Below are 17,696 nucleotides of genomic sequence, written 5' to 3'. Positions count from 1 at the left end.
ATGGATGCGGCGACCGAGCTTACATGGACGTACTTGCAGCGTCCCCCGCAATTGGACCCACCTCGCCACCCAGCAGGAAGCCCGCTCTTGCCGTTGCTGTTGCTGTTGCGGTTGCCGGCCAGCGGCCGGCACTACCGCGGGTGCCGGGCGCCGCCCGGCTCAGGCGCCGAAGCGCTCGTCGTCCATCGCCATCAGCGGGGCGGCGCCGGCCTGGATCGCGGCGGCGTGGGCGAGGGTGCGCGGCAGCACGCGGGCGAAGTAGAACCGTGCGGTCTCGCGCTTGCCCTGAGCGAAAGCGGCGCCGTGCGCGCTGGCATCGGCGGCGGCCACGCTGCGGGCCCACCAGTAAGCCAGCACCACGTAACCCGAATAGAACAGGTAGTCGTAGCTGGCCGCGCCGAGTTCGTCCGGATTGGAAGCCGAACGCTGCAGCACATCCATGGTCAGCTTGCCCCATTCGGCGGCCTTGGCGCGCAGCGGGCCGATGAACTCGGCCAGCGCTTCGTTGCCCTCGTTGGCCTTGGCGAACGCCTCGATCTCGGCCAGCATCAGCTTCAGGCCGGCGCCCTGGCTGGACGCGGTCTTGCGGCCGATCAGGTCCAGCGCCTGGATGCCGGTGGTGCCTTCATACAGCGTGGTGATGCGCGCATCGCGGGCCAGCTGCTCCATGCCGTGTTCGCGGATGTAGCCGTGGCCACCGAAGCACTGCAGGGCGTTGTAGGTGTTCTCGATGCCCCATTCGGTCTGGCAGGCCTTGGAGATCGGGGTCAGGAAGCTCACCAGGGTGTCGGCGCGCTCACGCTCGGCGGCATCGTCGGCGTGGTGGGCGACGTCGATCAGGGTGGCCGCGTGCAGTGCCAGCAGACGGCTGCCTTCGACCAGTGACTTCACCGTCAGCAGCATACGGCGCACATCCGGATGGACCAGGATCGGGTCGGCCGGCTTGTCCGGGAACTTTGCGCCGCTCAGGGCGCGCGACTGCAGGCGCTCACGGCTGTACTTCAGTGCGTTCTGGTAGGCGCGCTCGGACAGGCCGATGCCCTGCAGGCCGACGCCCAGGCGCGCGGTGTTCATCATGGTGAACATGGCCTGCAGGCCCTTGTGCGGCTGGCCGACCAGGTAGCCCTGCGCACCATCGAAGTTCATCACGCAGGTGACCGACCCCTTGATGCCCATCTTGTGCTCGATCGAGCCGCAGCGCAGTGCGTTGCGCTCGCCGACGTTGCCTTCGCGGTCGACCTTGAACTTCGGGGTGACGAACAGCGAGATGCCCTTGGCACCCGGAGGGGCGTCGGGCAGCTTGGCCAGCACCAGGTGCACGATGTTGCCGGTCAGGTCGTGCTCGCCGGCAGTGATGAAGATCTTGGTGCCGGTGATCGAGTAGCTGCCATCGGCATTCGGCTCGGCCTTGGTCTTGAGCAGGCCCAGGTCGGTGCCGCAGTGCGGCTCGGTCAGGCACATGGTGCCGGTCCAGCGGCCCTCGATCAGCGGCTTCAGGAAGGCCTCGTGCTGCCAGGCCTCGCCGTGCTGCTTCAGCGCTTCGATGGCGCCGTGCGAGAGCAGCGGGAAGTTGCCCCACGCCAGGTTGGCGGCGTTGATCATCTCGTTGAGCGGCACGCCCAGGGTGTGCGGCAGGCCCTGGCCGCCCAGCTCCGGCGACGCGGTCAGGCCGGTCCAGCCGCCATCGACGAACTGGTCGTAGGCCTGCTTGAAGCCGGGCGGGGTGGTCACTTCACCGGTGGCCTGGTCGAGCACGCAGCCGATCTCGTCGCCGACGCTGTTGAGCGGGGCCAGCACGGTGGCGCTGAAGCGGCCGGCTTCTTCCAGCACGGCATCGACCACGTCGGCGGTGGCGTCGGTGAAGCCCAGGCGGGCGAACAGGGGTTCGACCTTGAGCACATCGTGCAGGGCGAAACGGAGGTCGGAAAGCGGGGCGGTGTAGCTGCTCATCGGTACGTCTCGATTTGATCAGGGACAGGGGGAGCGGCGCCGGGCGCCGCGGCGGAAAGCGGGAGTCAGCGCAGCACGCCCGGCAGGCCCGGGGCCTGGTTGAGGGTGCTGCGGCTGCTGATGTCGAAGCTGCGCTGCTTCTTTTCCTGCGGCGTTGCTGCCACCGTTCCCTTCAGGCCATAGGCCAGGGTGCGGTTGCTGGCCAGCGCATCGGCCACCACCAGGCGTGCGGCCGAGCTGGGCACCAGATCGACCTGGATGACGTCGGCCGAGGTGCCGCCGATGGAAATGCCCGGCTTGGCCTGCAGGGTGCCGGCGTCGCTGTCGCCGACGGTCAGCGCCAGCGCGACGTCATCGAAGGTCATGGGCATGGAGCTGTAGTTCTGCAGGCGCAGGGCTACGGTCCAGTTGCCGTCGGCGCGCACGGTCAGCTGCTGCAGGCTGGCCGCCGGTTCCGAAACACGCTTGACGATGCCGTTGTTGCAGGCAACAAGGGCGAGGGTGCACAGGACGATCAAGGCGATACGGAAGCGGTGGAGCATGGGCGCAGGTCCTCTGGAGGGGTGCGTTGGATAAGCATACTACGGCGTATGGTCGTTTGGATCGCCTGTGGCGACCCGTCGCAGAGGGTAGCGCGTGAAGATGGCGGCCGGGCGTGCGCGGCGCCGGATGGCGCGCGCGTGGTGCGCCGGATACGACGCGGTTCAGTCGGCGGGCGTATCGCGAATCGGAGCCATCAGGCGCAGTGGGCCGAGGTCGTAGCCCATCGTCTCGGCTTTCTCTTTCAACTGTTCGAACCGGGTGCGATCCATTTCCGGCAGGCGCGAGAGGATCCACAGGTACTTACGGTCCGGCTCACCGACCAACGCCCACTGATAGTCCGGGTCCAGTGCCAGGACCCAGTAGTCGGCCCAGACCAGCGGCACCCAGCTCAGCCAGTCCGGCACGAAGCGCACCTGCAACTGGCCGGGATGGCCGGCAACCGGGCGTGCAACGCCTTCAGCAACCACGCGTTCTCCGTCGCCGTTGCGGCAGGCATTGGTGACACTGATGCGGCCATCGCGGCGCAGCCCGTAGTTGGCGGTGATCTCGCCGACGCACTGCTTCTGGAACGACACCGGAAGATGCGCGATCTCGTGCCACTGGCCTGCGTAGCGATCAATGTCCAGCGTGTCGACTGCGCGCACCGGTTCGGCGGCGATCACCGGGGAGGCGGCCAGCAGCAAGCAGGCGAGCAGGGCGGGGCGCATAGGCATCGGCAGGCTCCAGGCAGGAGTCCTGAGCTTAGGCGAGCGGCCACGGGCGCGTGTAAAGGTTCCATGCGCCGGCACCATTGCCGTCGTCAGTTGGGGCTACTGCTCGAACGGGCGTTGACTGCGCTCGTCGCCGTCAAAGGTAAGTGTCCGCGTATGCAACGTGCCGCTGCTCATATCCCATTTGAAGGTGTCCAGCCCTCCGCCGCCAGTTCCCTTGGAATGCAGGCGTACTGCGCCGCGGGTCAGATTGTCGGTCAGCAGCAGTTGCGCGGAGCCGTCGGCGTCCACACGGAGTCCGGCCCGGTCCCGCCACCGGTCCTCGCCCTGTCCCTTCGGGGCGTCCAGAGCAAGAGCGACGCTGTTGTCCTCGAACGTGCTCAGGCCGCCTCGCTCGGCGCCGGAAGCGTCGAAAATCAGGATGCCGGCAGCGCGGCTTCGTCGCCCTTCTTCTACGCTGTCCTGGCCAATCTCCACCCGTACCACGCCGTGCTCGTCGAGTACCTGCAGCTGCCGCGTGCTCAAATGATCGACGTGTAATGGGGCATCGCGCTGCGAAAGCAGCCAGGCCGTGACTGCGGCCAAGCCAAGCAACAATACGGACAGCCCGGCAACCACCCATTGCAGGCGACGCAGCGATTGCTGTAGTTGGGACAGGGAAGGGGTGTCATCCATGTCATCAGTGCTCCATGCAGTGAACCAAGGACGGTACTACAGAGACGGCAGGCACGGTCGCGCAAAAAAAAGACCTGCATTTCTGCAGGTCTCTGAAGATGGTGGCCGAAGACGGAATCGAACCGCCGACACGGGGATTTTCAATCCCCTGCTCTACCAACTGAGCTACTCGGCCAAATTGTGTGGCAACCGTGATCAAACCCGGTTTCCGGAAAAAAAAGACCCGCATTTCTGCAGGCCTTCGAAAGTGGTGGCCGAAGACGGAATCGAACCGCCGACACGGGGATTTTCAATCCCCTGCTCTACCAACTGAGCTACTCGGCCACATTTTTCGTTGCAGCGAGGTCGCTGCCAAGGACGCGTATATTACGGAGGTCGGCTGCCTTCGGCAAGCGTTTTGCCAAGATTTCTTCACATTGCCGTCTGCGCGCTCGCAAGTGCTTGATCCTCCGTTCTGGGGCGGGGCGTGGCCAGTCGATAATCGTCTGCGATGGAAATCAGCAGGTCGCCGCAAGCGCCAATGCTGCAAGGGCAAGGGCCGTGCCGGACCCGCGCCGGTCCGGGCAATGGAACGCTGTTTTCGTGGCCACCATCGGGGATCGCTGCGGCGTAGTGTCGGCACTCCTTTCTCCTGATGCTGGCAACAGCAGAGACCTGGCCATGTCCGATTCCTCGACCACCTCCCGCATCGTGCTCGCCTCGCGTCCACAGGGCGCACCGACCGCCGGCAATTTCCGTCTGGAGCAGGCCACGCTGCCGGCGCCCGGGCCGGGCGAGGTGCTGCTGCGCAACCGCTACCTGTCGCTGGACCCGTACATGCGTGGGCGCATGGACGAGGGCCCCTCGTATGCCGCGCCGGTGGCGGTGGGCGCGGTGATGGAAGGGCAGACCGTGGCCGAGGTGCTGCAGTCCAACGCCGAGGGCGTAGCCGCAGGTGAGCTGGTGCTGGCGCCGGGTGGCTGGCAGACCCACGCGGTGCTGCCGGCCAGGGCACTGGGGCGCCGCCTGGACCCGGCCGGACTGCCGCTGAATACCGCGCTGGGCGTGTATGGCATGCCCGGCTTCACCGCCTATTCCAGCCTGCATGAAATCGCCCGTTTGAAGCCGGGCGAGACGCTGGTCGTGGCTGCCGCGACCGGGCCGGTGGGCGCGACCGTGGCCCAGCTGGCCAAGCTGCAGGGCGCGCGCGTGGTCGCCATCGCCGGCGGCGAAGCCAAGCGTGCCTATCTGCAGACGCTGGGCGTGGACGTGGCGCTGGATCATCGCGCCGCTGATTTCGCCGCGCAGCTGCGTGCGGCGGTGCCCAGGGGTATCGACGTGTATTTCGAGAACGTAGGCGGGCACGTGCTGGATGCAGTGCTGCCGCTGCTCAACGACTTCGCCCGCATTCCGGTGTGCGGCACCATCGCCACCTACAACGAGCGGGGCGTCGAGCAGCCCGGCCCGGACCGGTTGCCCGCACTGTTCAGCCAGATCCTGCGCCAGCGCCTGACCGTGCGTGGTTTCATCGTGCACGACTTCAACCACCTGTGGCCGGAGTTCGAACGCGAGATGCCGCAGTGGCTGCGCGACGGCCGCATCCAGTACCGCGAGGATGTGGTGGAAGGGTTGGAGAATGCGCCGGAGGCGTTCTTCGGGCTGTTGCAGGGGCGCAACTTCGGCAAGCTGGTGGTGAAGCTGGATTGAGGCCTTGGCGGTGTGCCGACCAAGGTCGGCACCTACGGGAAGCTGGGTGTGCCGACCAAGGTCGGCAGCTACGGGAAGCTGGGTGTGCCGACCAAGGTCGGCAGCTACGGGAAGCTGAGTGTGCCGACCAAGGTCGGCAGCTACGGGAGGCTGAGTGTGCCGACCAAGGTCGGCAGCTACGGGAAGCTGGGTGTGCCGACCAAGGTCGGCAGCTACGGGAAGCTGGGTGTGCCGACCAAGGTCGGCAGCTACGGGAAGCTGAGTGTGCCGACCAAGGTCGGCAGCTACGGGAAGCTGAGTGTGCCGACCAAGGTCGGCACCTACGTCAGGCAGTCGAGGCCTTTTCCCGGCGCAGCAGTTCGCGCTTGCGCGCTACGCCCCAGGCATAGCCGGACAGGTCGCCATCGCGGCGCACCACGCGGTGGCAGGGCACGGCCACCGCCAACGGATTGCTTGCGCATGCGCGTGCGACGGCACGGCTTGAGCGCGGCGCGCCAATACGCGCGGCGATATCCGCATACGAGGTAGTGTGCCCGCGCGGAATCTGCTGCAGTGCCTGCCACACCCGTTGCTGGAACGCGGTGCCACGGATATCCAGCGGCAGCGTGGCGCCCCGCGAAGGATCCTCGACCATGCCTACGACCTGTGCCACCAGTTGCTCGTAGCCTTGGTCGGCGCCCACCAGTTCGGCCTGTCGGAAGCGTTGCTGCAGCGACTGCAGCAGGGTCTCCGGATCGTCGCCGAGCAGGATCGCGACCACGCCGGTGGCACTGCTGGCCACCAGCACGCTGCCCAGTGAGCTTTCGGCAAGCGCGAAGTGGATGACTTCGCCGCGCCCCCCTGCGCGCCATTGCTTGGGCGTCATGCCCAGCAACTTCGGTGCGTTCTCGTAGAAGCGTCCACTGGAACCGAAGCCAGCATCGTGGAAGGCGTCGGTGATGCGTTCCTGTTGTTCCAGCCCGGTGCGCAGGCGGTCGGCGCGGAGCGCGGCGGCGTACTGCTTGGGGGTCAGCCCGGTGGACTGCTTGAACAGGCGATGCAGGCGCGTCGGGCTGCAGCCAGCAATATCGGCCAGTTCCTGCAGCGAGGGTTCGTCGAGGCTGGTCTGCAGGTGGCGGCAGACCCGTTCGATGCGGTCATCGAGGGCGGTGGTGGCGGTACTGTCCATGGCCGGATTCTGGCACGTGCCGGTGCTGCGGAAACTCCGTTTCCTGCACTCACCTGTGAGGCCCGGAAACGGAGTGTTGGCGGGCCGAACGCACGGCATCGTGGCGGCCACTTCACAACCGGTACCACGACCATGCGCCTGAACAACAAGATCGCTCTCATCACCGGTGCCAGCGCCGGTATCGGCCGCGCCAGCGCGCTGCGCTTCGCCGCCGAAGGAGCAAAGCTGGTGCTCAACGCACGGCGGCCGGAGCCGCTGCAGGCGCTGGCCGAGCAGATTCGCGCTGCCGGTGGCGAAGCCGTGGTGCATGCCGCCGACGTGGCCAACCCGGGCACGGCGCAGGCGCTGGTCGATCTGGCCCAGCAGTCATTCGGCGGCCTGGACATCGCGCTCAACAATGCCGGCATGCTCGGCCCGGGCGTGCCGGCGGCGGAGTTTCCGGTGGATGCCTGGCGCGAGGTGATGGCCACCAATCTCGACGCCGCCTTCCATGCGGCACGCGCGCAGCTGCCGGCACTGCTGGCGCGCGGCGGCGGCTCGCTGGTGTTCGTCGGTACCTTCGTCGGCCACACCGTGGGATTCCCGGGCATGGCGGCCTATGCGTCAAGCAAGGCCGGGCTGATCGGCCTGAGCCAGGTGATCGCTGCCGAATACGGTGCGCGCGGCGTGCGCAGCAACGTACTGCTGCCCGGTGGCACCGATACGGAGATGGGCCGGCAGGCCGCACCGACCGGCGATGCCCGCGACTTCGTGCGCTCGCTGCACGCACTCAAGCGCCTCGCCGAGCCGGAGGAGATCGCCAATGCGGCGCTGTTCCTGGCCAGCGATGAGAGCAGTTTCGTTACGGGCACCGCGATGCGCGTGGAGGGTGGGGTGTCGATCACCCGTACCTGAGCGCGGTCACGTGCGTGGTGAGTAGCGAATGCCGCTGCTGGCCATGAAGCCTTTCGGATCGAAACGGGCCCAGGCTTCGCCCCAGTTGAACCGGGCGCAGCCGCCGGTCAGTTTTCGCCCCAATGCCGTGGCCAAGGTGCGGCGCATGAACGCGACTTCGGCATCGATCGCTGCCTGGGTTGGCCAGCCGTCTTCCAGTGTTGCACCGGGTAGATCGACGCCCATCGTCACCATGTCGAGCTGTTGCCCGTGGAAGCACAGGCTGATGCCAGCGGGCGCACCGCCCAGGCTGAGCCGGTGCAGGCTGAGCCAGTGATAGCCGGTGCCGACGTCGTGCTCCCCTCGCACCAGCGTGGCGAACGCGATACGCGCCTCATCCCGTGACAGGGTGGGGCCGATCAGTGTCGGCAGATTGCCGAGCTGGATGCTGCCGTCGGTCGCATCGAGGCGCATCGGCACGGCGTGTGCTGCGTGCTGGGCAGAAGAGGGCATGGCATACCGGTGGGCGTGGTGCCTCGGATTCTGGCTGCACGGGGGCCGCAGCGGCAAGCCAGTGCCTGCACATGACGTTGGCACAGGACTGACCTGTGGCTTACCCGGCAACCTCTAGCGTGATGGGCAACGTTGGCGTTCCGCCGGCGAGGGAGATTTCAATGAACGAGCGAGGCAAGGATCAGGACCCGAAGCAGGGCATCCAGGAAAGCCGCCAGGACAGGAAGCAGGACGACGTGGCCAAGCAGCGGCCGGGGCAGCGCGATCAACAGGTGCGCGATACGCACTCGCGCAGCCCGCAGCGCAAGGACGGCGGCGAGGAGCCGGCCTGAGCCGCGGGCGCTGAAAAGAAAAAACCCGCAGATCACGGAGATCTACGGGTTCTTCTGAATAGTGGTGGAGCCAAGGAGGATCGAACTCCTGACCTCGTCATTGCGAACGACGCGCTCTCCCAGCTGAGCTATGGCCCCACGGCAGGGCATCAGTCTAGCCAAGCGCCTGCCGCTTGCCAAGCCGATCAAAGGAATTCCATGTCGAGACGCGAGGCACATCAGCGGGTGACTGTGCCGAAACCGCTTGTTTCGCCGGGTTTGGGTGCTGCGCAACGAAATCGTAACAATTTGGGGGATAATGGCGGCTTGCGCAGTTATCCTCCTTTTTGCCGCCCGGCTCGCGCAGGCCGCACGGACGCCTCCTCAGAGCATTTCATGCCCTCCCATTCCGATTCCCGCCGCCTGTCGGGTATGTCGTCTTCCTTTGTTTCCTTCCGCCGCCATCCGCTGGCCCTGGCCTGTGCCGGCCTGGCCCTGGTCGGCAGCTTCGGCGCCGCCGCACAGGACAGCGCGCCGACCCCGACCGGGCTGGACACGATCACCGTGACCGCCGAACACCGCGAGCAGAACCTGCAGGAAGTGCCGGTCTCGGTCGGTGTGGTGCAGGGCGAGCGCATGCGCGACTTCACCGCCGGCGGCGACGACACCCTGCTGGCGCTGTCCGGCCGCGTGCCGAGCCTGTATGCGGAAACCACCACCGGCCGCATCTTCCCGCGCTTCTACATCCGTGGTCTGGGCAACATCGACTTCTACCTGGGTGCCTCGCAGCCGGTGTCGATCATCCAGGACGACGTGGTGCTGGAGCACGTGGTGCTGAAGTCCAACCCGGTCTATGACGTGGACCAGGTGGAAGTGCTGCGCGGCCCGCAGGGTTCGCTGTTCGGCCGCAACACCACCGCCGGCATCGTCAAGTTCGACACCCTGAAGCCGACCCAGGACTACACCGGCCGCGTCAGCGCCAGCTATGCGACCTACAACAGCGTGTCGATCGACGGCGGCTTCGGCGGCCCGATCAACGACATCGCCTCGTTCCGCGTGTCGGCCCTGTACCAGCACCGCGACGACTACGTCGACAACACCTACAAGGGCCCGAGCGCCGACGGCACGGTCAGCCCGAAGAAGAACGCCATGGGCGGCTTCGATGATCGTAACGTGCGTGCGCAGCTGCTGCTGACCCCGAGCGACCAGTTCTCGATCCTGGCCTCGGCCCACGCCCGTGACTACGAAGGCACCTCGACCCTGTTCCTGCGCGGTGCGCTGACCAAGGGCTCGAACAAGACCGACGTGCCGCGCGACAAGGTCGCCTACGACGAAGCCGGCAACAACCCGCAGGCGTACAAGACCTATGGCGGTTCGGTGAAGGCGCGTTATGACTTCGGCGCGATCGACTTCACTTCGATCACCGCCTACGAAACCACCTCCGGTTACAGCCGTGGCGACACCGACGGCGGTGCCGCGGTGAACTTCCCGGTCAACGGCGTGCCGAACGGCTACGGCCAGTCGATGGGCCGCATCCGTGACCTGGACCAGTGGACCCAGGAATTCCGCCTGGCCAGCCATGACGACAGCGCCCTGCAGTGGCAGGCCGGTGCGTTCTACTTCAACGGTAGCGACACCACCGACTTCTACCAGCGTGCATGGTTCCTGCAGGGCGCGGCCCGCAACCCGAACAACTGGGTGCGCCTGCGCAACAAGAACACCTCGTGGGCCGGGTTCGGCCAGATCAGCTACGCCTTCACCGACAAGTTCACCGTCACTGCCGGCCTGCGCCAGACCAAGGACGAGAAGCACACCCGCCTGCTGAAGACGGCTGACACTGCCGCCGGCGTGGTCACTTACAAGGGCCGCACCGACGTCAAGATGTCCGATACCACCCCGAGCTGGGATCTGAGCGCGATGTACCAGATCACGCCGGACGTGAGCGTCTACGCCAAGGTCGCACGCGGCTTCCGTGGCCCGACCATCCAGGGCCGTTCGGCGGTGTTCAATGCCGACTTCACCACCGCTGATTCCGAGACCATCCTGTCCTGGGAAGCGGGCGTGAAGAGCAGCCTGTGGGACAACCGCCTGCGCCTGAACGCCACCGCGTTCACCTACACCGTCAACGACATCCAGCTCAACGGCAACGATTCGGACGGCAATGGCGTGCTGTTCAACGCCGACAAGGCCAAGGCCTACGGCTTCGAAGCGGACATGGAGCTGCGCCCGATCCCGAACCTGACCCTGAGCGCCGGCCTGAGCCTGCTGCACAGCGAGATCAAGGACAAGCGCGTCTACGCGCAGGTCTGCGGCCTCAATGGCCAGGTGGTCTGCACCGTAGGCGACCCGACCATCAAGGTCGGTGCCAACACCTTCGCGCAGATCGACGGCAACCCGCTGCCGAACGCGCCGAAGTACAACGTCAACCTGGCGGCCCGCTACGACTTCCCGGTGAGCGACGCCGGCACCATGTTCGTGTCCACCGACTGGAACAAGCAGGGTTACACCAGCTTCGTGCTGTACGACAGCAAGGAGTTCAACTCCAAGGGTGACTTCGAGGGTGGCCTGAAGATCGGCTACTCGGGTAACTACGGTGCCTACGAAGTGGCGCTGTTCGCGCGCAACATCACCAACGAGAAGAACCTCAAGGGTGTGATCGAGAACTACATGGCCGCGGTCTACAACGAGCCGCGTACCGTCGGTGTCTCGCTGAACATGAACTGGTAATGCGCTGTCGCGATGGCGGGCCAGCCTGCCATCGCACTGCCTGAATCAAGAGGGCGGCCCGGTGATCCGGGCCGCCCTTTTCGTTGCGTCAGACCGCAGTGAGGTCGCTGTCCTGGCTGCGCTGGCCGAAGGTCAGGGCCCAGGTGGCGCTGTCCACCTGCTGGCGGTCCTGTTCCTGCTGCTTGCGTGCGCGGCTGGCACCGAACCAGCGGCCCTCGCCGTTGATCAGCGGCGCCATGCGCACCACGTCCACATACTCCGGATCGATCTCGCTGGCGCGCTGCAGCCAGGTCAGCGCCAGGAACGCATTGGCCGGGACGCCGTTGCCGAAGTGGTAGACGTCGGCCAGGTAGCCGGCCGCCCACAGTTTGTCGTCGTCCTCACCGCGCCACCACAGCGGAATCAAGGCGCGTTCGACCGCTTCGCGCTTGTGCGCGTCGGCCTGGCCATCGAATGCCAGGCAGGCCAGGTTGCGGCAGGTCGGGCCCCACACGCGCTCACCGGCGTCGGCTTCGCGCAGGCAGCGCAGGTACAGCTCGCGCGCACGCGCTTCATTATCCGCGCCGCCTGCAGCGACGAGGCGCACGGCCAGGTTGTAGGTGGCGATCAGGTCGCCGCCTTCGACGGCACGCTCCTGCCAGTACAGGGCTTTCTGGGCATCGACGAAGTCCGGCTGGTCGCGGCCGCCCAACCGGCCTTTGTACAGGTCGCACAGCGCGGCCATCGCACCGGCGTCGCCGTCGTCGGCCATGCGCTGCAACAGCGACAGGCCTGCGGCCTGCGAGACATCGCAGAACAGATTGGAAGCGAAGGTGACCGTGGACGTCTTCTGCTGCGCCGCCAGTTTCAGGGCGCGCTGCAGCAGGGGGTGCGCACGTGCCGGATCGGCTGCCTGGCCGAGCAGCCCATGCTCGATGGCGGTTGCGGCCCAGAGCAGGCCGAGCGCGGAATCACCTTCGCGCGCGGCGTAGTCCACCACCTGCGCGAACAGCGCTTCGGCGCCGTCAACATGGGCGAACCAGGTGCAGGCTTCCAGGCTGCTGAAACCTCCGTGCAGGACCATGTCTCGATCCAGCACCCAGGCCTGCTGCAGGTCCTCAAGCACGGCCTGCATGCATCCGGCATCCCATTGCACCTGGTCTTCGATCTCCTCGATGCGCCCGAGATGAAAGCGGAGTGCAGCACGCTGGGTCAGGACTTCAGCACGCACGTAGCCCTCCAGGTGCCAGTCAAGGATCTGTGCATACGCGCGCTCATGCACGGCTACCGCTTCGGCATCCCCGCGGCGCGGCAGGTCTCCCATCCAGTCCTGTTCCTTGCACCAGCGCAACGCATTGCGCTGTGCCAGCTCCAGGCCACGACACCAGCCGCCATCGATGAAATCCTCCATCGCTTCGTGACTGCCGCCCCAGCGCGGGTACAGGTAGTAGAGGGTGTCTTCCAGCGTGCCCAGGTCGTCCGGTCGCTGCTCCAGCACCAGGCGCATCCAGTACGCGAGAGGCGCATCGAAATCGTCCTCGCTGCGATCGCGCAGCAACGTGGGCAGCGTATCCGGCAGCGTCTGCAACGGGGCACCGAAGCGCGAAAGCAGCTGCAATGCCTGCGGCCAGGCTTGCGGATAGTGCTCGGCCAAGGCGGCTTCATCGGATTCGGGCGATTGCCCCGCCTGCAGTGCGCGCAGCCAGTTTGGCTCGCGCAGGTAGCTGGTGATGCGCTTGATGCCATCCAGCGCCAACGCCGGGCGCTGCGACAGCGCGATCGCCTGCAGGTAGGCATGCACGGCGTGGTCGCGTGCCTGCTGTGCGGCCAGCCACTGGCTGTCTTCCACCAGTGCGGCCACATCGGCGCTGCGCAGGGCGCCAGCGGCCGACTCCCAGCAGGCACCGAGGCGCAGGTGTGCGTAATAGCTGTTGGGAGCAGCGGCAACCCATCGTTGCGCCTGCTGCAGGCGCTCATCCAGGGGCAGCGCCGTGTCCTGCAGGTTGCGCAGGCGCCAGCGGATGCCGGGCAGCGGCCGGGTGCCGTTCAGCCAGGCCTGTTCGTGTGGGGCAAGCAGCGCCTCAAGTGCTGCATGGTCGTGTTCCTGCAGCGCGGTGCGCGCCTGCGCGCGCCAAGCCAGGTCGTCCATGGAAAGGCCGTCTTTTGCAAGTCCATTTGTCATCTGATGCAATCCAACAATAGCGGGGACGCTATTGGACAGGCCCGCGCCCGCGTCGGCAAGCATGGCAGATGCTCATGTTTGCGGCGCCGGCGCCGGGTTGCCCGGCGCCGGTTGATCTCAGTGTGCGGGCAGCAGCGCCTGCAACCGCGATTCCAGTTCCTGCTGGCGCCAGCCGGCCAGTGCTGCCGGCCATTGGCGGCGTTCCAGATAGCTTTCCAGATGCTTGCGGGAGGCCAGCACGCCATCCGGCAGGCCCAGCTCGCGGCTGCGCTCGGCCACCGCGTCTTGAAGCTTCTTCACCGCCTGCTTGTTGCTGTCGTTGGCGGGTAGCGCCAGCGGTGCCCCGGCCTCATCGGCCAGCGGTGTGGACAGCGCCTGCCAGACCGCGCCGGCAAGCTTGCGCGGTGCCTTCGGGAACTGCTCGAACAGCTTGCCCAGCGCAGCCTCGTCGGCCGGTGGCGTGCGCGCCAGGGTGGTGGCCAGTTCGTTGTCCAGGATCCAGCTTCGCGGGCGGTCGCTGTTGCGTGCCTGTACATCACGCCAGCGCAGCAGGCGCAGCAGGCGGTGCTGTGCGGCCGCGTCGAGGAACTGCGCCGAGCGCATCGCCAGATGCGGCCAGCGGTCTTCGTCGTTGGCGACGCTGGCCAGCAGGCGCTCGCCATCGTCGTGCAGCCACTGCTGGCGGCCGAGTGCCTGCAGCTTGGCATCAATGGCGTCATGCAGCGCGAACAGGTGCTCGACGTCGTCGGCGGCATACTGCAGTTGCGACTCCGAAAGCGGGCGGCGCATCCAGTCCGAACGGGTTTCGCCCTTGGCCAGGGCGACGCCGGTGATTTCCGCCACCAGCTTCTGGTAGCCCATGCCGCCGCCGATGCCGGCCAGCGCAGCACCGATCTGGGTGTCGAACAGCGGCCGTGGCAGCACGCCGCACGCCCACTTGAAGGCGACCAGGTCTTCGCTGGCGCTGTGCATCACCTTGGTGATGGATTCATCGGCCAGCCACGGCGCCAGCGCCTCGGTCATGCCGGGAATCAGCGGGTCGATCAGCAGGATGTCCTGCCCGACCGCCATCTGCACCAGGGCCAGCTGCGGCCAGAAGGTGCGCTCACGGATGAATTCGGTATCCAGGCCGATGCGGGTCGGGCGCTGCTGGAAGTACGCATCCAGCTCGGCGGGGGTGGTGATCCAGGTTGCCACGGGTCAGGGCCTACTACTCGGGTTTGCTCAGGCAGGGGAGAATAGCCTAACGTCGGTGCGCGTCCGTGCCGAAGGAGGCTCTGCTTGCGTTTTTCGTTGTCGCCCGTGCTGTGCACCGTCCTGGCCTTGGCCCTGGCCGGCTGCACGCCGTCGCCCCCCACGGCAACGGACCGGAGTGCCGGGGAACAGGCGCGCCCGTCCGCGGACGCAGACAGCGACGAGCGCCCGCAGGCCGGGCAGGGCAGCGTGACCATCGCCGGTGAGGATGCCGCCGAGGATGTACAGCAGTGGACGCCGCCGCGGGTGGACCGCCAGGGCCGCAGCCTGGCCCAGTTGCGCCGCGCCGCCGAGCAGGCGTTCGCCGAAGGACGGCTCTATGAGGATGCCGATGCCGCCATCCCGCTGTGGCTGGCGGTACAGGAAGAGGATCCGGATGACCGCCAGGCCCGCCAAGGCCTGCAGCGCGCCCGCCAGCGCCTGCAGCAGCAGGCGGATGCGTTGCTGGTGCGGCCGCTGAAGCAGCGCGAGGCGCTGGCCGAGGCCAGCCGCCAGGCGCTGGTGTTGCTGACGCTGGCGCCAAAGGACGAAAAGGTGCGTGCGCTGCAGGGACGGGTGGAGCTTGCCCAGCGTGTGGTGGCTTACAACCGCGCCGGCGAAGAGGACCTGCGCTCGGACCGGATCGGCGAGGACGGGGACGGGGCCATCGGCAACTTCCGTGAGGCACTGGCACTGGATGAGGACAACAGCCGCGCACGGCAGGGACTGGCCGCGGCCGAAAGTGGACTGATCCGCCGCGCCGAAGACGCGGCACGCACGCGCGATTTCGCCAGCGCCGGCACCTGGCTGGCCGAAGCGAGCAAGGTGCGCGACTCGTCGCCCACCATCGCCGACGCGTTCGAGCGCATCGAGCAGATCCGTGCGGCGGCATTGCTGCAGCTGCGCGATGACGGCCTGCGCGACCTGTCCACGCCGCAGGGCCTGAAGCCGGCGCGCGAGAAACTGGCCGAGGCCCTGCGCATCGCCCTGCCGGGAGACGCGGTGGTGGCCCAGCTGCGTGAGCGTATCGACCTGGCCACCCACTACGGCAGCTTCCGCCCTGGGCAGGTGTTCAGCGACGCCATGCGCGATGGCGGACGCGGGCCGCAGATGGTGGTGGTGCCGCATGGCGGTTTCCAGATGGGCGCCGGCGATGCCGAGCCGGGCTCGAGCGATGCCGAGCGACCATCGCACTACGTGCGCTTTGATCGAGGCTTTGCGATGGCGATCACCGAGGTCACGGTCAGCGATTTCCAGCGCTACGTGAAGGCGACCAATGCGCGCCCACGGGCGACGCGGCGCGGCCATTCGGTGGTCTATGACGAACGCAGCGGCAACTTCATCCGCCGCAGCGGCGTGGACTGGCGCTCGGATTACGACGGTGGCCGCGCGATGGCCAATTCGCCGGTGATGCACGTCAGCATCCGCGATGCCGAAAACTATGCGGCGTGGTTGTCCGAGCAGACCGGGCGCAGCTACCGGTTGCCCAGTGAAGCAGAGTTCGAGTACGCGCTGCGCGGTGGCAGCAGTGGTCGCTACCCCTGGGGCGATGCCGGCACGCCGCCGCCGGGCAGCGGCAATTTCACCGGCAGCAAGGACGTGTCGCCGTCCGGGCGGCATTGGCACAACGCCTTCATCGGCTATGGCGATGGCTGGTGGGGGCCGGCACCGGTAGGGAGTTTCCAGGCCAATGCCTTCGGCCTGCACGACATGGGCGGCAATCTCAGCGAATGGGTGGCCGATTGCTGGCATGCCAGCTACCGGCGCGCGCCCTCCGATGGCGCCGCCTGGTTCAACCCGGGCTGCCGCGCACGGGTGATCCGGGGCGGCAACTGGGCCAATGCGCCGGAGCAGACCCGTGCCGCCTGGCGGCAATCCCAGGACTCGGATACCACCAACGCGCGCATCGGCTTCCGCCTGGTACGCGGCATCTGATCGGCGGCCGGCTTCACCCGTTGCTGGCATCGGCGCACTAAGATTGCGCCGTGCCCGCCGGCCGGCGGGGCCTGCTGGAAGCCGACCCGATGCGCAATGATCCCTTCTCCCGCTCGCCGCAAGGCCCGCAACGGCGCGGCCTGTTCGGCAACATCCGCTGGTGGGTGCTGTTGCTGGCCGCCGGCTATGCGGTCTTCTACTGGTTTTCCAACCGCACGGTGGATCCGTATACCGGCGAGAAGGTGATGATCGACAGCAGCCTGGATGCGCGGCAGGAGACCGCTTTGGGGCTGCAGGCCTACCAGCAGATCCTGTCGCAGGAACGGCCGATGGATCCCAATGCGCCGATCGCGCGCGATGTGCGTGACATCGCCCAGCGGCTGATTACCAAGGTCGATGTGGTGGAGACCGCGCTGGCCCAGGAGCACGGCGTGCAGCCGGCGCATTTCGCGCGGGATTTCCAGTGGGAAGTGAATGTGATCCCGTCCGAGCAGGCCAATGCGTTCTGCCTCCCGGGCGGCAAGATGGCGGTCTACACCGGGCTGGTGCCGGTGGCGCGCACCCGTGATGCGATGGCGGTGGTGATGGGCCATGAGATTGCCCATGCGCTGCTGCGCCACGGTGCACAGCGGATGGCCCAGCAGAAGCTGACCCAGATCGGGCAGGTGGCCGGCGCCGCCAGCGGCATGGATGCGCAGCAGCAACAGATGATGATGTCGGCGATGGGTTATGGGTATCTGCTGCCGTATGCGCGCAGCCACGAGACGCAGGCCGATGAAGTGGGGCTGATGCTGGCCGCGGCAGCGTGCTTCGATCCACGCGAGGCGGTGCCGCTGTGGCAGCGCATGAGCCAGGCCAGCGGTGGCCAGGCGCCGCCGGAATTCTCCTCGACCCATCCCAACCCGGGTACCCGCATCCAGAACCTGCAGGCGCTGATGCCGAAGGCACTCGAGTACCGGCAGAAGTTCTGCGAGCAGGCAAAGTAGGGGGTTGTTCGGCAGGGCTGCGCCCTGCACCTGCTACAAGCCAGAGCAACAGCAACAGCAACAGCAACAGCGTGCATTCCGTGGGATGGCGGGGTGGGTCCGGTTGCGGGAGACGCCGTAAACCCGTCCATGAAGTGACCCCCGAGACTTGGACGGGGTCAGGCGGCCGATTGGGCCTGCTCCCGGTACTTTACCGGGCTCAGACCTTTCAGTTTCAGTTTGATG

14 protein-coding genes and 3 tRNA genes are annotated in these 17,696 nt (G+C 67.0%); 6 read left to right on the top strand and 11 right to left on the bottom strand.

Annotated features, from left to right (window positions below; all coding sequences use genetic code 11):
• Window positions 1-159 precede the first annotated feature (159 nt).
• The 6 genes from ACMZ91_RS17885 to ACMZ91_RS17860 form a co-directional block, all read right to left on the bottom strand.
• The gene (locus tag ACMZ91_RS17885; RefSeq protein WP_414578623.1) at window positions 160-1,950 is read right to left on the bottom strand and encodes an acyl-CoA dehydrogenase C-terminal domain-containing protein; all 1,791 of its coding nucleotides are present in this window, start codon (window positions 1,948-1,950) and stop codon (window positions 160-162) included.
• Window positions 1,951-2,015: 65 nt separating this feature from the next.
• Complete coding sequence (locus tag ACMZ91_RS17880; RefSeq protein ID WP_049401709.1) at window positions 2,016-2,492, bottom strand: LEA/WHy family protein; 477 nt, start codon at window positions 2,490-2,492, stop codon at window positions 2,016-2,018.
• Window positions 2,493-2,654: 162 nt separating this feature from the next.
• Complete coding sequence (locus ACMZ91_RS17875) at window positions 2,655-3,206, bottom strand: lipocalin family protein (protein WP_414578621.1); 552 nt, start codon at window positions 3,204-3,206, stop codon at window positions 2,655-2,657.
• Window positions 3,207-3,302: 96 nt separating this feature from the next.
• Complete coding sequence (locus tag ACMZ91_RS17870; protein WP_414578620.1) at window positions 3,303-3,878, bottom strand: hypothetical protein; 576 nt, start codon at window positions 3,876-3,878, stop codon at window positions 3,303-3,305.
• 99 nt (window positions 3,879-3,977) lie between these two features.
• Window positions 3,978-4,053, bottom strand: a tRNA-Phe gene (locus ACMZ91_RS17865).
• Window positions 4,054-4,126: 73 nt separating this feature from the next.
• Window positions 4,127-4,202: transfer RNA gene (locus ACMZ91_RS17860), tRNA-Phe, on the bottom strand.
• A gap of 336 nt (window positions 4,203-4,538) precedes the next feature.
• Between ACMZ91_RS17860 and curA the strand changes: the two genes are divergently transcribed.
• The gene (curA, locus tag ACMZ91_RS17855) at window positions 4,539-5,564 is read left to right on the top strand and encodes an NADPH-dependent curcumin/dihydrocurcumin reductase (RefSeq protein ID WP_149909447.1); all 1,026 of its coding nucleotides are present in this window, start codon (window positions 4,539-4,541) and stop codon (window positions 5,562-5,564) included.
• 325 nt (window positions 5,565-5,889) lie between these two features.
• Here the strand turns inward: curA and ACMZ91_RS17850 are convergent, their stop codons facing one another.
• Window positions 5,890-6,732 carry a methylated-DNA--[protein]-cysteine S-methyltransferase gene (locus ACMZ91_RS17850; protein WP_279943167.1) on the bottom strand — a complete coding sequence of 281 codons (843 nt, stop codon included), beginning with the start codon at window positions 6,730-6,732 and terminating at the stop codon, window positions 5,890-5,892.
• Between the two features lie 132 nt (window positions 6,733-6,864).
• On the opposite strand from ACMZ91_RS17850, the gene ACMZ91_RS17845 reads away from it, so the two are divergent.
• Window positions 6,865-7,626, top strand: coding sequence for an SDR family oxidoreductase (locus tag ACMZ91_RS17845; protein ID WP_032130300.1), 762 nt, complete (start codon window positions 6,865-6,867; stop codon window positions 7,624-7,626).
• 6 nt (window positions 7,627-7,632) lie between these two features.
• Here ACMZ91_RS17845 and ACMZ91_RS17840 read toward each other — a convergent pair whose 3' ends face one another.
• A complete protein-coding gene (locus tag ACMZ91_RS17840; protein WP_414578525.1) occupies window positions 7,633-8,118 on the bottom strand; it encodes a hypothetical protein in 486 nt (161 codons plus the stop codon).
• Between the two features lie 161 nt (window positions 8,119-8,279).
• Between ACMZ91_RS17840 and ACMZ91_RS17835 the strand changes: the two genes are divergently transcribed.
• A complete protein-coding gene (locus ACMZ91_RS17835; protein ID WP_165929940.1) occupies window positions 8,280-8,450 on the top strand; it encodes a hypothetical protein in 171 nt (56 codons plus the stop codon).
• 62 nt (window positions 8,451-8,512) lie between these two features.
• On the opposite strand, the gene ACMZ91_RS17830 is transcribed toward ACMZ91_RS17835, so the two are convergent.
• Window positions 8,513-8,588: transfer RNA gene (locus ACMZ91_RS17830), tRNA-Ala, on the bottom strand.
• Window positions 8,589-8,825: 237 nt separating this feature from the next.
• Between ACMZ91_RS17830 and ACMZ91_RS17825 the strand changes: the two genes are divergently transcribed.
• Window positions 8,826-11,156: a TonB-dependent receptor gene (locus ACMZ91_RS17825; protein WP_414578523.1), complete on the top strand. Its 2,331-nt coding sequence runs from the start codon at window positions 8,826-8,828 to the stop codon at window positions 11,154-11,156.
• Between the two features lie 88 nt (window positions 11,157-11,244).
• Here ACMZ91_RS17825 and ACMZ91_RS17820 read toward each other — a convergent pair whose 3' ends face one another.
• Window positions 11,245-13,284 carry a DUF4034 domain-containing protein gene (locus ACMZ91_RS17820; RefSeq protein WP_414578522.1) on the bottom strand — a complete coding sequence of 680 codons (2,040 nt, stop codon included), beginning with the start codon at window positions 13,282-13,284 and terminating at the stop codon, window positions 11,245-11,247.
• Between the two features lie 150 nt (window positions 13,285-13,434).
• Window positions 13,435-14,514 (bottom strand): ribonuclease D, encoded by a 1,080-nt coding sequence (rnd, locus tag ACMZ91_RS17815; protein WP_414578520.1) that lies wholly within the window; start codon window positions 14,512-14,514, stop codon window positions 13,435-13,437.
• 84 nt (window positions 14,515-14,598) lie between these two features.
• On the opposite strand from rnd, the gene ACMZ91_RS17810 reads away from it, so the two are divergent.
• Both ACMZ91_RS17810 and ACMZ91_RS17805 read left to right on the top strand, forming a co-directional pair.
• Window positions 14,599-16,485, top strand: a complete 1,887-nt coding sequence (locus tag ACMZ91_RS17810) for a formylglycine-generating enzyme family protein (RefSeq protein ID WP_032130291.1) — start codon at window positions 14,599-14,601, stop codon at window positions 16,483-16,485.
• Between the two features lie 89 nt (window positions 16,486-16,574).
• Window positions 16,575-17,471, top strand: a complete 897-nt coding sequence (locus tag ACMZ91_RS17805; protein WP_414578518.1) for a M48 family metallopeptidase — start codon at window positions 16,575-16,577, stop codon at window positions 17,469-17,471.
• Window positions 17,472-17,696: the final 225 nt, after the last annotated feature.

The organism is Stenotrophomonas sp. FR024, assembly GCF_047500745.2.
Classification (GTDB): domain Bacteria; phylum Pseudomonadota; class Gammaproteobacteria; order Xanthomonadales; family Xanthomonadaceae; genus Stenotrophomonas; species Stenotrophomonas maltophilia_A.
The sequence above is the reverse complement of the archived record's forward strand: the minus strand, read 5'-3'. Positions and strand labels throughout refer to the sequence as shown.